At 61.5% G+C, this 14,489-nt stretch carries 11 protein-coding genes and 1 riboswitch; of the genes, 1 reads left to right on the forward strand and 10 read right to left on the reverse strand.

Going from position 1 to position 14,489, the window contains the following annotated elements; translation table 11 throughout:
* Nucleotides 1-149 precede the first annotated feature (149 nt).
* From PMI25_RS08105 to ltaE, 3 genes are all read right to left on the reverse strand, one after another.
* On the reverse strand, nucleotides 150-1,391 hold the full coding sequence (locus PMI25_RS08105) for an aspartate kinase (protein ID WP_007963081.1): 1,242 nt from the start codon (nucleotides 1,389-1,391) through the stop codon (nucleotides 150-152).
* Between the two features lie 90 nt (nucleotides 1,392-1,481).
* Nucleotides 1,482-4,100 (reverse strand): alanine--tRNA ligase, encoded by a 2,619-nt coding sequence (gene alaS / locus PMI25_RS08110; protein WP_007963082.1) that lies wholly within the window; start codon nucleotides 4,098-4,100, stop codon nucleotides 1,482-1,484.
* Between the two features lie 146 nt (nucleotides 4,101-4,246).
* The gene (gene ltaE / locus PMI25_RS08115) at nucleotides 4,247-5,251 is read right to left on the reverse strand and encodes a low-specificity L-threonine aldolase (protein ID WP_007963085.1); all 1,005 of its coding nucleotides are present in this window, start codon (nucleotides 5,249-5,251) and stop codon (nucleotides 4,247-4,249) included.
* A gap of 290 nt (nucleotides 5,252-5,541) precedes the next feature.
* A riboswitch (FMN riboswitch) is annotated at nucleotides 5,542-5,713 on the forward strand.
* A gap of 101 nt (nucleotides 5,714-5,814) precedes the next feature.
* Between ltaE and PMI25_RS08120 the strand changes: the two genes are divergently transcribed.
* The gene (locus tag PMI25_RS08120) at nucleotides 5,815-6,324 is read left to right on the forward strand and encodes a 6,7-dimethyl-8-ribityllumazine synthase (protein WP_007963087.1); all 510 of its coding nucleotides are present in this window, start codon (nucleotides 5,815-5,817) and stop codon (nucleotides 6,322-6,324) included.
* Nucleotides 6,325-6,479: 155 nt separating this feature from the next.
* Here the strand turns inward: PMI25_RS08120 and astE are convergent, their stop codons facing one another.
* The 7 genes from astE to PMI25_RS08155 form a co-directional block, all read right to left on the reverse strand.
* Nucleotides 6,480-7,490, reverse strand: coding sequence for a succinylglutamate desuccinylase (astE, locus tag PMI25_RS08125; protein WP_007963089.1), 1,011 nt, complete (start codon nucleotides 7,488-7,490; stop codon nucleotides 6,480-6,482).
* Nucleotides 7,491-7,502: 12 nt separating this feature from the next.
* A complete protein-coding gene (locus tag PMI25_RS08130) occupies nucleotides 7,503-7,790 on the reverse strand; it encodes a hypothetical protein (RefSeq protein ID WP_007963090.1) in 288 nt (95 codons plus the stop codon).
* A gap of 57 nt (nucleotides 7,791-7,847) precedes the next feature.
* A complete protein-coding gene (gene astB, locus PMI25_RS08135; RefSeq protein ID WP_007963091.1) occupies nucleotides 7,848-9,194 on the reverse strand; it encodes an N-succinylarginine dihydrolase in 1,347 nt (448 codons plus the stop codon).
* Nucleotides 9,195-9,336: 142 nt separating this feature from the next.
* Entirely contained in the window at nucleotides 9,337-10,806 is a 1,470-nt protein-coding gene (gene astD, locus PMI25_RS08140; RefSeq protein ID WP_177325708.1) for a succinylglutamate-semialdehyde dehydrogenase, read from the reverse strand.
* Nucleotides 10,803-11,828 carry an arginine N-succinyltransferase gene (astA, locus tag PMI25_RS08145; protein ID WP_007963095.1) on the reverse strand — a complete coding sequence of 342 codons (1,026 nt, stop codon included), beginning with the start codon at nucleotides 11,826-11,828 and terminating at the stop codon, nucleotides 10,803-10,805. Before astA ends, astD begins: the two co-directional genes overlap by 4 nt.
* A gap of 51 nt (nucleotides 11,829-11,879) precedes the next feature.
* A complete protein-coding gene (gene aruF, locus PMI25_RS08150; protein WP_007951057.1) occupies nucleotides 11,880-12,899 on the reverse strand; it encodes an arginine/ornithine succinyltransferase subunit alpha in 1,020 nt (339 codons plus the stop codon).
* A gap of 251 nt (nucleotides 12,900-13,150) precedes the next feature.
* Entirely contained in the window at nucleotides 13,151-14,371 is a 1,221-nt protein-coding gene (locus tag PMI25_RS08155) for an aspartate aminotransferase family protein (protein WP_007963096.1), read from the reverse strand.
* Between the last annotated feature and the right edge of the window lie 118 nt (nucleotides 14,372-14,489).

Below are 14,489 nucleotides of genomic sequence, written 5' to 3' on the forward strand. Positions count from 1 at the left end.
CTGCAAAAAAAAGGCACCCGACCTACAACCGGAGCGATCGTAGCCCTACATGCCTGAGTATTGACCAGCGCGAGCAAAAGAACAGTTCAGGGCTCGCGCCATTCAAAAAATAAAGGGCGCGGTCAGACCGCGCCCTTCAGATGACCGGATTACTCGCCCTGACGGGCCGGCGCGTCCAGTTCGAAAGCCGTGTGCAGGGCGCGCACGGCCAGTTCCAGGTACTTCTCCTCGATCACTACGGAAACCTTGATTTCCGACGTCGAGATCATCTGGATGTTGATGCTTTCTTTCGCCAGGGATTCGAACATGCGGCTGGCCACGCCTGCGTGGGAACGCATGCCGACGCCGACGATCGAGACCTTGGCAATCTTGGTGTCGCCCACCACTTCCCGGGCACCGATCTCGCGAGCGGTGTTTTCCAGCACGGCCTGTGCGGCCTGGTAGTCGTTGCGGTGCACGGTGAAGGTGAAGTCGGTGGTGTTATCGTGCGCGACGTTCTGCACGATCATGTCGACTTCGATGTTCGCGGCACTGATCGGGCCGAGAATCTTGAACGCCACGCCCGGGGTGTCTGGCACGCCACGGATGGTCAGCTTGGCTTCATCGCGGTTGAAAGCGATGCCGGAGATGATCGGCTGTTCCATGGTTTCCTCTTCATCAATAGTAATGAGGGTACCCGGACCCTCCTTGAAGCTGTGCAGTACGCGCAGCGGAACGTTGTACTTGCCGGCGAATTCCACCGCACGGATCTGCAGCACCTTGGAACCGAGGCTGGCCATTTCCAGCATCTCTTCAAAGGTGATCTTGTCCAGTCGCTGAGCGACCGGCACCACACGCGGGTCAGTGGTGTAGACACCATCGACGTCGGTGTAGATCTGGCATTCATCAGCCTTCAAGGCAGCCGCCAGTGCCACGCCCGTGGTGTCGGAACCGCCACGGCCGAGGGTGGTGATGTTGCCGTGCTCGTCGACGCCCTGGAAACCGGCGACAACCACCACGCGACCTGCTTTCAGATCACCACGAATCTTCTGGTCATCAATCTGCAAGATACGCGCTTTATTGTGCGCACTGTCCGTCAGGATCCGCACCTGATTACCGGTGTACGACACCGCCGGCACACCGCGCTTGATCAGCGCCATGGCCAACAGGGCAATCGTCACCTGCTCACCGGTGGAGACGATCACGTCCAGCTCACGCGGAACCGGTTGCACGTCGCCACTGATTTGCTTGGCCAGATCGATCAGACGGTTGGTTTCGCCGCTCATTGCAGACAGCACAACCACCAGGTCATCGCCGGCATCGCGGAATTTCTTAACCTTGTCGGCGACCTGCTCGATTCTCTCGACAGTGCCGACCGAGGTGCCTCCAAATTTCTGTACGATCAAAGCCATTTCAAAGCCGCCTCTGCCCATGAAGGGCGCCCAATAATCACTCGAACAGCCGCCGGGCCCGCCACTAGACTGCGGGCCCGACGGGCCGTCTTATAAACCCTGCTCGACGAATGGAACGGTCAGCGCCAGCGCGCCATCCAGTGCGCCGGCGTCGACACCGCCGCCCTGCGCCATGTCCGGACGACCACCGCCCTTCCCGCCCACTGCCGCAGCAGCCTGTTTCATCAAATCACCGGCTTTGAGTTGGCCAGTCAGGTCCTTGGTTACGCCTGCAACCAGTACGACCTTTTCCTCATGGACACTGCCGAGCAGGATCACTGCGCGGCCGAGTTTGTTTTTCAGCTGATCGACCAGCGCCAGCAGCGCCTTGCCGTCCTGACCATCCAGACGTGCAGCCAGAACCTTCACGCCTTTGACGTCGACTGCCGAGTTCGACAGATCGTCGCCTGCAGCGCTGGCAGCCTTGGCCTGCAACTGCTCGAGCTGCTTTTCCAGCGCGCGGTTGCGCTCCAGCACAGCCGACAGCTTGTCGATCAGATTGTCGCGGCTGCCCTTGACCAGGTTGGCCGCTTCCTTGAGTTGTTCTTCAGCGGCGTTCAAGTAGGCCAGTGCCGCAGCACCGGTGACTGCCTCGATACGACGCACGCCCGATGCCACACCGCCTTCGCTGATGATTTTCAGCAGGCCGATGTCGCCGGTACGGTTGGCGTGGATACCGCCACACAGCTCGACGGAGAAATCGCCGCCCATGCTCAGCACGCGCACGTTGTCGCCGTACTTCTCGCCGAACAGCGCCATCGCGCCTTTCTGCTTGGCGGTCTCGATGTCGGTTTCTTCGGTTTCAACTGCAGAGTTCTTGCGGATCTCGGCGTTGACGATGTCTTCCAGCGCCTTGATCTGCTCAGGCTTGATCGCTTCGAAGTGGCTGAAGTCGAAGCGCAGACGCTGGCTGTCCACCAACGAACCCTTCTGCTGAACGTGCTCGCCCAGTACCTGACGCAGCGCAGCGTGCAACAAGTGCGTGGCCGAGTGGTTCAGCGAAGTCGCGTGACGCACCTCGGCATCGACGTGGGTTTCCACTGGCGCGCCGATGGTCAGGCTGCCGGAATCCAGCACGCCGTGGTGCAGGAACGCGCCGCCGGTCTTGGTGGTGTCACGGACGTCGAAACGCGCGCTGCCCGCCTGGAGGAAACCGCAGTCGCCGATCTGACCACCGGACTCAGCGTAGAACGGCGTCTGGTTCAGCACGATTACCGCCTCTTCGCCTTCATTCAAGACGTCGACCGACTGGCCATCTTTATAGATGGCGACGATTTTTGCCGAACCACTGGTGTCTTTGTAGCCGGTGAACTCGGTGGCCACATCAACCTTGACCAGGGTGTTGTAGTCCAGACCGAACGAGCTGGCCGAACGCGCACGAACACGCTGGGCTTCCATTTCACGCTCGAAGCCGACTTCGTCCACAGTCAGGCCGCGCTCGCGAGCGATGTCGGCCGTCAGGTCCATCGGGAAACCGTAGGTGTCGTAGAGTTTGAATACTACGTCGCCCGGCACCACGGTGCCTTTGAGTTCCAGCAGATCCTGTTCGAGGATCTTCAGGCCGTGCTCCAGGGTCTTGGAGAACTGCTCTTCTTCAGCCTTGAGCACGCGCTCGATGTTGCTCTGCTGCGACTTCAGTTCCGGGAAGGCTTCGCCCATCTCGGCGACCAGCGCCGCGACGATCTTGTAGAAGAAGCTGCCGGTAGCGCCCAGCTTGTTGCCGTGACGGCAGGCGCGACGAATGATCCGGCGCAGCACGTAGCCGCGACCTTCGTTGGACGGCAATACACCGTCAGCGATCAGGAAACCGCACGAACGGATGTGGTCGGACACCACTTTGAGCGACGACTGATCGCCATTTTCGCAGCCGATCGCTTCGGCCGAGGCCTTCAGCAGGTTCTTGAACAGGTCAATGTCGTAGTTGGAATTGACGTGCTGCATCACCGCACTGATCCGCTCCAGGCCCATGCCGGTGTCGACCGACGGCGCTGGCAACGGATGCAACACACCATCGGCGGTGCGGTTGAACTGCATGAACACGTTGTTCCAGATCTCGATGTAACGGTCGCCGTCTTCTTCCGGCGAACCCGGTGGGCCGCCCCAGATGTGGTCGCCGTGATCGTAGAAAATCTCGGTGCACGGGCCGCACGGGCCGGTATCGCCCATGGTCCAGAAGTTGTCGGAGGCGTACGGCGCACCTTTGTTGTCGCCGATGCGGATCATGCGCTCGACCGGCACGCCGATCTGCTTGGTCCAGATGTCATACGCTTCGTCGTCGGAGGCGTAGACGGTGACCCAGAGTTTTTCCTTCGGCAGTTTCAGAACGCCGGTCAGGAAGGTCCAGGCGAAGGTAATCGCGTCGTGCTTGAAATAGTCACCGAAGCTGAAATTACCGAGCATTTCGAAGAAGGTGTGGTGACGAGCGGTATAACCGACGTTTTCCAGGTCGCTGTTCTTGCCACCGGCACGCACGCACTTCTGGCTGCTGGTTGCGCGGGTGTACGCGCGCTTTTCCTGGCCCAGGAAGCAGTCCTTGAACTGGTTCATCCCCGCGTTGGTGAACAGCAGGGTTGGGTCGTTGCCCGGAATCAAAGAGCTGGAGGCTACACGGGTGTGGCCTTGCTCTTCGAAGAAGCGAAGGAAGGCTTCACGGATTTCTGCGCTTTTCATTAGGTTCTTCCACGGAGGCTGCGGCCAAAGGCCTGTACGAAACGTCAACAGACGAAACGACGGCAAAGGGCCGCATTATATCGGCCCTTCGCGCGGGGTACAGCGTGTTTATACGATAGTAACGGTCAATTGGACGGCTAACGCTGTCACTTGCGCGAAAACTCGACGAATGTCGCGATCACTTGCTCGATTTGCGAGCGACTGACGTCCATGTGCGTGACCAGGCGCAGGCGCGCGGCGGCGCTCAACTTGATCCCGCGTTCGGCGGCAAACGCCTTGAGCGCTTCGGCCCGCTCGCCCATTTGCACGTAGACCATGTTGGTCTGCACCGGCTCGACGCTGAACCCGGCCTCGTGCAGGCCTTCGGCCAGATATTGCGCGTTGGCGTGGTCATCTGCCAGGCGCTCGACGTGGTGATCCAGCGCATACAGCCCCGCCGCTGCCAGCAACCCGGCCTGACGCATGCCGCCACCGACCATTTTGCGCAGGCGTCGGGCCTTGCCGATCAGCTGCTCAGTGCCACACAGCACCGAACCGACCGGCGCACCAAGCCCCTTGGACAGGCACACCGACACCGAATCGAAATGTTGCGTGATCTCGCGGGCATCGACGCCCAGCTTGACCGCCGCGTTGTAAAGGCGCGCGCCGTCGAGGTGCAGTTGCAAGCCTTTATCCTGAATGAAGCGGCGGGCGCGGGCCAGATACTCCAGCGGCAGTACTTTGCCCTGCATGGTGTTTTCCAGCGCCAGCAGCCGGGTACGGGCGAAGTGGAAGTCATCGGGCTTGATCGCCGCAGCGACCTGATCCAGATCCAGCGAACCGTCGGCCTGCAACTCCAGCGGCTGCGGCTGGATCGAACCGAGTACCGCCGCGCCACCGCCTTCGTACTTATAGGTATGCGCCTGCTGGCCGACGATGTATTCGTCGCCACGTTCGCAGTGCGCCATCAGGCCCAGCAGGTTGCTCATGGTGCCGGTCGGCACGAACAGCGCGGCGGCGAAACCCAGACGCTTTGCCAATTCCGCCTCCAGACGATTGACCGTCGGATCTTCGCCGTACACATCGTCACCGGTGGCCGCCGCAGTCATCGCGTCGAGCATGGCAGGAGTCGGTTGGGTGACAGTGTCGCTGCGAAGATCGATAACGCTCATGAATCTGGCCTCGGAGTCAGCAGGGGAAATCCCTTTTCGAAGGTGAATTACTGCGGTCATGGCGCGGATTAATCAACCCTTGAGCGCGAAAAGGTCAGGTTACTTCTTGAGAACACGCCATCCATGTGGGAGCGAGCCTGCTCCGGGCGGCGTCCCGAAGAAAGCAGTGTGTCAGTCAGCAGATGTGTCACTGACAGACCGCCTTCGCGAGCAAGCTCGCTCCCACAGGTTCTGTGCACGGTCGGAAAATATGTGATAAAAACGCTGCGCCGCCCGACAAAGGGCGGCAAAAACGTTCTCAGGGCGGGGTGCAATTCCCCACCGGCGGTAATTGCGCGCAATGCGCATAGCCCGCGAGCGCTTGGCGACGAACACGGCTTTTGCAGTGCCCGGCGACAAGGTCAGCAGACCCGGTGAGATTCCGGGGCCGACGGTCATAGTCCGGATGAAGAGAGAACGGGATTGACGCCAAAGGGCCGCCTGCGCACTGCTGTGCTCGCGCGTACCCTTGAATCCCTTTCGATTCATAACGCCCTGTTTTTCACACAAACAGGAGTCAGAACATGCAACCCACCGCTATCGACAGCAAAACCAAACACCCTCACGGCGAGCGCGTTGCGTTCATCCAGGCCTGCTGGCACAAGGAAATCGTCGACCAGAGCCGTAAAGGCTTCGTCGCCGAGATGCTGGCCCAGGGTTATCAGGAATCGGACATCGATTTCTTCGAAGTCGGCGGCGCCTTTGAAATGCCCCTGCACGCCAAGTTGCTGGCCAAGACCGGTCGCTATGCCGGCATCGTCGCCGCTGCACTGGTGGTAGACGGCGGCATCTACCGTCACGAGTTCGTCGCCCAGTCAGTGGTCAGCGGCCTGATGCAGGTGCAGCTGGAAACCGAAGTGCCGGTGTTCTCGGTGTCCCTGACCCCGCACCACTTCCATGCCGGTGACGAACATCAGAAGTTCTTCTTCGAGCACTTCGTGCACAAGGGTCAGGAAGCGGCGCGCACTTGCGCGGATACGCTGCAAAAGGTTCGCGCGCTGCGTCGCAGTGAGCCGCGTGCAGTCGCGGTCTGATAGCCCATGAGTGAGGCTTTTGGTCTCACTCATTCCCCTGTGGGAGCGAGCTTGCTCGCGAAAGCGGACTGACAGCCAACTCAAATGTTGTATGCCAGATTGCATTCGCGAGCAAGCTCGCTCCCACAGGGTCATACATCAGACCGAAAATTGGGTCAGGCGAGATGTTCGTCGGTGGTCGGCACGATCAGGATGCCCGCGCGCAAGCCGTTCTTGACCTTGGGATTAGGGAAAATGATCCGCGCGCCCTCTTCCTCGATGATCCAGCGGGTATTGGCCAGGTCTTCGGCCAGCACATAACCCACATCCAGTTCGGAAAAGTTCTCGATGTCCGCCGGCAGGTTCAGGCGGAATGCATCGCTGTGCTTGATGATTTCCCGGGCGACGCTGAACAGCTGCAAACCATCCAGACCTTCTGCAGCCAGATCCGGCTCATTGCCTTCGATGATCTGCTTCAGACGGGTTTCCAGGCGTGAAACATCCACCCCTTCGTTCTGCCCGAACGGCCGTGCCTTGCCCAGCTCCAGGGTGAAAGCCTCGGCGCCGAGCTTGTCGTAGGTGTAGGAACTGAAGACGATCGACGGCTTGTTCTGCAGCAGCACCGCTTCCATCCCGGCGGCGCGCAGACGTGCCAGTTCGCGGCGCGAATGCTGACGACCATCCTTCCACGGGTACAGGGCGAACTGCTCGATCTTCGAACCACGAATGGCGGTGTGCAGATCGTAGTGCAGACGCTGACGATCCGGCAGGCTGAAGAAACTCGCCGCCAGGCGTTCCAGCTCGCAGGCGCGGATGGCTTCGGAACCGCTGGTTTGTTCATGCCGGCCGTTGAACAGCCGATTGACGTCCTGCTCGACGAAGCGCTCGCCCTTGCGAATCGCTTCCGGGTTGCCGAACAGGAACAGAATGCGTGCACGCGGCTTCAGATCGCCGCGAGCGATGTCATGCAGCAGCCGGTCGAGCAACTCGATCGGCGCTGTTTCGTTGCCGTGGATACCTGCCGACAGCAGCAGGTCCAGGCCATTGTCGCGCGCTTCGGGTGGCCGCACTTCCAGCGCACCCTCGCTCAACCAGCGCATGCGCACGCCTTCGACAGTCAGTTGAGTCTTCTCCGCCGGTTCGCGGCCGGCGAGGGTCAGTTCAAGCAGTTTGCCGAGGGCGAGCATAGAGCGGTTTCCTTAGTGGTCGTGGTTGCAATCCGGGCCGTGCACGTGGTCTTCGTCACCGACTTCAGCCGGTTCCATTTCCAGTTGCAGACTTACCAGATTAGTTGCCAATGGGCGCAGCAGCAGGTTGGCGTACTCTTCGTCACCTTCCTCGACGTCCACGCCGATCAGCAGTTGGCCACGGCCGTCCTGCTGGATCCACAGCTCTTTGCCTTGCCACATGACCGCGACGCGGGTGCAGGAGGTTTGCAGTTGCGTGCCGTCGGTGTCTTCAAGGATCAGCTGCAGGGAATCGCTCATGTTTTTACTCTCTTGGGGAGACAAGCCGCGCGCCGCGTTCAGACGACGCGCCGGTCATCAATTGATCTGGAATGGATAAACCGCGCCCAGTTTAAGGATTTGCGTCAGTTCATCCAGTGCCGTCCGGCATTCAAGCAGCAACTGCGGGTCCGCCAGATCGCTTTCGCTCAGGCGGTCGCGGTAGTGCTTTTCAACCCATGCGGTCAACGAACCGTACAACGGGGCCGTCATGATAACCCCTGGGTTGACGGCCGCCAGCTCGGTTTCGTTGAGCGCGACGCGCAGTCGCAGGCACGCCGGGCCACCGCCGTTCTGCATGCTTTGCTTGAGGTCGAAGACTTTGACTTCACGGATCAGGCCGCCGGAGCTGGTCAGACCTTGCAGGTAGTTCCACACGCGCTCGTTGCCCCGGCATTCTTCCGGCACGATCAGCAGCATCGAGCCATCAGGACGCGACAGCAACTGGCTGTTGAACAGGTAGGAGCGCACCGCGTCGTCCACGGTGACCGCCGAACGCGGCACGCAGACCGACTGGAATTGGCCGCCAACCTTGGCCAGTTTGCCCTGCAACTCGGCCAGCATCTGCTCGGTGTCGAGGAACGCGTCCTCGTGATAGAACAGCACCTCGCCGTTACCTACCGCGATCACGTCGTTGTGGAATACGCCCTGGTCGATCACCGCCGGGTTCTGCTGCGCGTAAACCACGCCTTCGTCACGCAGACCGTGCAGACGCGCCACCGCTTGCGAGGCTTCCAGAGTCTGGCGCGCCGGGTACTTCTGCGGCGCCGGGTAACGGGTATCGAACGCACTGCGACCGAACACGAAGAACTCGACACCGGCCTCGCCGTATTCACGGCAGAAACGCGTGTGGTTGGCCGCGCCTTCGTCACCGAACTGCGCCACCGCCGGCAACGCGGCGTGATGGGCGAAGTGTTGCTGATCGGCAAACATCGCACCGAGCACACGGCTGGTGGTCGGGTGTTCGATGCTGCGGTGGTATTTGCAGTTGAGGTTGGCGGCGGTGAAGTGCACGCGGCCATCAGCGGTGTCGGCACTCGGGCTGACCGTGGCGGCGTTGGCCACCCACATGCTCGACGCCGAGCAACTGGCAACCAGCAACGGCATGGCTTCTTTCGCGGCGCGCTCGATCACTTGCGCGTCGGTGCCGCTGAAGCCCAAGCGGCGCAGAGCGGCCACGTCCGGACGCTCCTGCGGCGCCAGCACGCCTTGCTGAAAGCCCATTTCCATCAGCGCTTTCATTTTCGCCAGACCTTGCAGCGCCGCTTCCTTCGGGTTCGAGGACTGCTGGCTGTTGCTCTGGGACGCAACGTTGCCGTAGGACAGACCACCGTAGTTATGGGTCGGCCCCACTAGACCGTCAAAATTGACTTCATAGGATTTCATCAGCGAGGCTCCACGAGAATCTGTTGTTATAGGCTTCAGTAACTAACTGTTCAGTGCGACCGCGTCGCGGCCTTCGCGAGCAAGCTCGCTCCCACAGGGATCTCATCGCCCTTGTGGGAGCGAGCCTGCTCGCGAATGGGCATCACACCATTTTCACGCCAGGCGTCAGGGCCGCCGGCAACACCAGGCTCGGCGTTTCCAGCGAGGCCACCGGGTACGCGCAGTAATCCGCCGCGTAGTAGGCGCTGGCGCGATGGTTGCCGGAAGCGCCGACACCGCCGAACGGCGCGCTGCTCGCGGCACCGGTCAGTTGTTTGTTCCAGTTGACGATACCGGCGCGGCTTTCCAGCCAGAACTGCTGATAATGATCTTCGGAATCCGACAGCAAACCCGCCGCCAGGCCATAAGCGGTGTCGTTGGCCTCGCTGATCGCCGCAGCGAAATCGGCGTAGCGGATCACCTGCAGCAACGGGCCGAACAGTTCTTCGTCCGGACGCTCGGCCACGGCGGTCACATCGAGAATGCCCGGAGTCAGCAACGCCGATTGCGCGTGCGGCTGAGTCATCGCCAGCAGCGACACCGCGCCGTTAGCCAACAGATGTTCTTGAGCGTCCATCAGCGCTTTCGCCGCGCCAAGGGAAATCACCGAGCCCATGAACGGCGCTGGCTGCTGATCGAACGCACCGACTTCGATGGTCGCGCTGACTTCCACCAGTCGCTTGAGCAGGCTGTCGCCCCACGCGCCTTGCGGCACCAGCAGACGACGGGCACAGGTGCAGCGCTGACCGGCGGAGATGAAAGCCGACTGAATGATCGTGTACACCGCCGCGTCCATATCAGCCACTTCATCAACTACCAGCGGATTGTTGCCGCCCATTTCCAGCGCAAGAATCTTGTCCGGACGCCCGGCAAATTGCTGATGCAGGTGATTGCCGGTGCGGCTCGAACCGGTGAAGAACAGACCGTCGATGCCCGGGTTCGCCGCCAGCGCGATGCCGGTTTCGCGAGCGCCCTGCAGCAGGTTCAACACGCCGGCCGGCAGACCGGCTTCGATCCAGCACTTGACCGTCAGCTCGGCGACTTTCGGCGTCAGTTCGCTTGGCTTGAACAGCACACTGTTACCGGCCAGCAGCGCCGGCACGATGTGGCCGTTCGGCAAATGGCCGGGGAAATTGTAAGGGCCGAATACCGCCACCACACCGTGTGGCTTGTGGCGCAGCACGGCGGTGGCGTCGCCCAGCGGGCCGCTCTTCTCGCCGGTACGTTCGCGGTAGCTCTGCACCGAAATCGCGATCTTGTTGACCATGCTGGTGACTTCGGTCGCGGCTTCCCACAGGGGCTTGCCGGTTTCCTCACCGATGGTGCGGGCCAGTTCGTCGCTGTGGTTTTTCAGTGCCGCAGCGAAAGCCTCAAGGACGCTGATACGCTCGTCCAGCGAACGCCGCGCCCATCCCGGAAAGGCCTGACGCGCCGCCTGCACGGCGGACTCGACCTGAGCGGCAGTCGCACCCTCCCCCGACCACAGCACTTGCTGGGTCACCGGGTTCAGCGACTGAAAGGCTTCGCCCTGGCCGGCCAGCCATTCACCTGCGATGTATAGCGAATTCATTATTTCGACTCCCGAGCAGCAGACAACGCCACGGCGCGCACTTGATCGCCGGCGTTGAGTTGAAGACGTTTGGCGGTCAGCGGATCGACCACCAGCGTGCCGGCGGCCAGACGGGCCGGCGCAGCAGTGATGCGGCAATCTTCGCGCTTGCGGTTATGGATGATGAACGGCGTGGCGTCATCGCCCGGCGTACCAATCGCCAGCACCAGCGCTTCGCTGTCACGCACCGCGCGGATCTTGCTGGTTTCGCATTCGATGGCCGGGCCGGCGTCGAAGATATCGACGTAGCCCTGATAGCTGAAACCTTCGCTCTTGAGCATCGCCAGCGCCGGCTCGGTGTCGGGGTGTACTTGACCGATGACGTTGCGCGCATCCGGCGACAGGAAGCAGGTGTACAGCGGGAATTTCGGCATCAGTTCGGCGATGAACGCCTTGTTGCCGACACCGGTCAGGTAATCGGCCTGGCTGAATTCCATCTTGAAGAAGTGCCGACCGAGGCTTTCCCAGAACGGCGAACGCCCGGCCTCATCGGAGACGCCGCGCATCTCGGCGATGATCTTGTTGCCGAACAGTTCCGGGAACTCGGCGATGAACAGCATGCGCGCCTTGGACAGCATGCGGCCGTTCAGACCGCTGCGGTAATCGGCGTGCAGGAACAGCGAGCACAGCTCGGAGTTGCCGGTCAGGTCGTTGGCAAGGAACAGCGTCGGAATCTCGCGGTAGATGTTCAGCTCCTGCGAGGCGCTGACGGTCAGGCCGACGCGGAAGTTGTACCACGGCTCGCGCATGCCCACGGCACCGGCGATGGCGGAAATCCCCACCACGCGCCCGTTGTCGTCTTCGAGCACGAACAGGTAGTCCGCATCGCCACGGCCGGCTTCGCCGCGAAAGGTCTTCTCGGCCCAGCCGACCCGATGAGTCAGGCGCTCTTCGTTGGCCGGCAACGTGGTCAGGCCGGTGCCGGTGCTGCGGGCCAGGTCGATCAGCGCGGATAAATCGCTGCTGCGTACGGGACGAACAATCATGCTATCTCCTCAAACGGGCCGCCTTCGCCACCCGTGAAACTCGCTAAGGCGTTAAACCGCCACCAGGCGCACGCTGGCACCTTCACCGACGCCGAGGGCTTCGGCTGCTTCCAGATCCAGGGTCACCGGTTTGCCCGGCGCGTAATCCAGTTCCAGCAGCACCGCGCGGTAATCCTGCAACTGCGCGTTGGCCACCAGATACTGGCGCCCGGCACCTTTGACCGGCTCGCCGATCTTCACCGGCACTACACGGCTCTGGGCGATCGAACGGATCCCCGAAACACGCGCATGCAGGGTCGGGCCACCGTCGAAAATGTCGATGTAGTGATCGGTCTCGAAGCCTTCGCGCATCAGGATGTCGAAGGTGATCTGCGCACGCGGGTGCACCTGGCCCATCGCTTCCTGAGCGGAATCCGGCAGCAGCGGCACGTAGATCGGGTAATGCGGCATCAGTTCGGCGAGGAACGTGCGGCTCTTCAGGCCACACAGACGCTCGGCCTCGGCGTAATTGAGGTCGAAGAAGTTGCGCCCGATTGCATCCCAGAAAGGCGAGTCGCCGTTTTCGTCGCTATAGCCGACGATCTCGGTCACCACCGAATCAGCAAAACGCTCCGGGTGGCTGGCGACAAACAGCAGGCGGCCACGGGAGTTGAGCTCAGACCACGGCGACCCCACCAGCTCGCGCTGCACGTAGAAACTGGTCAGCAAGCTGTTGCCGGTCAGGTCGTGGCATTGCGAAAGCACGTGGATCTTGTTGTGGATTTTCAGCTCGCGAGAAGCGTGGACGAAGGTCTCGTTGCGGAAGCTGTAGAACGGCTCGGAGTAACCGGCCGAGGCAACGATCGCCGAGCAGCCGACCAATTTGCCGGTGGCGGTGTCTTCGAGGACGAAAAAGTAGCTCTCCTCGCCGTTGAAACTCACTTCGGCGGCGAACGAGGCTTCGCTTGCGGCGATCTTGTCGCTCAGACGTTCCACGTCATCCGGCAAGGAAGTGACACCAATCGGACTGTCCGCAGCCAGACGCTGTACCTCGCCCAGATCAGCCATTTGCGCAGGGCGCATCACCAGCATGGTGTCACTCCTTTCTCTTATAAAAATTACAGAAAAAACACCGGACATTGTAGGAGTGAGCCCTGTGGTGAGGGGATTTAGCGAAACGTCGCACCGCCCCGATGGGTTGCGCAGCAGCCCCAAGATTTTGGGGGCCGCTTCGCTGCCCATCGGGGATAAATCCCCTCACCACAAGCTCGCTCCCACAATGAATCTCACCGGTATCAAAAATTGGGTTCGACGCCCGAGAAACTCAGGCGTCGAAAGGTCTATCAGGCTTGCGTCAGTGCAGCAGCCGCGCGTTCGAAGCGGTCCAGGCCAGCGTCGATATCGGCGTCTTCCACCACCAGACTCGGGGCGAAACGGATCACGTCCGGGCCGGCCTGCAGAATCATCAGGCCTTCTTTTTCAGCGGCGTTGAAGATGTCCTTGGCCTTGCCTTTCCAGGCTTCGCTCAGCACACAACCGATCAACAGACCGAGGCCACGCACCTGAGTGAACAGGCCGTACTTCTCGCCGATCTGCTGCAGGCGGGTCTTGAATTTGTCGTGCTTGGCGTTGACGCCGTTCAGCACCTCAGGGGTGTTGATCACGTCGATCACCGCTTCGGCGACGGCGCACGCCAGCGGGTTGCCGCCGTAGGTGGTGCCGTGGGTGCCGACGACCAGATGTTTGGCCAGCGCTTCAGTGGTCAGCATCGCGGCGATCGGGAAACCACCGCCCAGGCTCTTGGCGCTGGTCAGGATGTCCGGGGTCACGCCGTAATGCTGGTAGGCGAACAGGTGACCGGTACGGCCCATGCCGGTCTGCACTTCGTCGAACACCAGCAGCGCGTTGTGCGCGTCGCACAGTTCACGGGCACCTTGCAGGTAAGCCAGTTCGGCCGGCAGCACACCGCCCTCGCCCTGGATCGGTTCGAGCACGACCGCACAGGTCTTGTCGGAAACCACCGCTTTCAGCGCGGCCAGATCGTTGTAAGGAACGTGAGTGATGCCGGTGATTTTCGGACCGAAACCGTCGGAGTACTTCGACTGGCCACCGACGTTGACGGTGAACAGGGTACGACCGTGGAAGCTGTTGAGCGCGGCGATGATTTCGTACTTCTCGCTGCCGAAACGGTCGAACGCCACGCGACGGGCCAGCTTGAACGCGGCCTCGTTGGCCTCGGCGCCGGAGTTGCAGAAGAACACGCGCTCGGCGAACGTGGCGTCGATCAGCTTGTGCGCCAGGCGCAGGGCCGGCTCGTTGGTGAACACGTTGGATACGTGCCACAGCTTGTTCGCCTGCTCGGTCAAGGCACCGACCAGCGCCGGATGCGCGTGGCCCAATACGTTTACGGCAATCCCGCCGGCGAAGTCGATCAGCTCGCGACCGCTCTGGTCCCAGACGCGGGAACCGGCGCCACGCACCGGAATGAAAGCGGCAGGCGCGTAGTTGGGAACCATTACCTGGTCGAAATCGGCGCGTTGTACCGCAGCGTGCTCAACGGACATCGGAGTCTCCTGAAGAGGAACACCCGCCTGAAACTGGCGAGCGATGGGGGGATTGTAAGGACAGTTTTCAGCCCGGCCTTGCCGCCAAGCGACAACTTCTTATAGCGCAAACCCCGGA

This window comes from Pseudomonas sp. GM30 (genome assembly GCF_000282275.2).
GTDB lineage: Bacteria > Pseudomonadota > Gammaproteobacteria > Pseudomonadales > Pseudomonadaceae > Aquipseudomonas.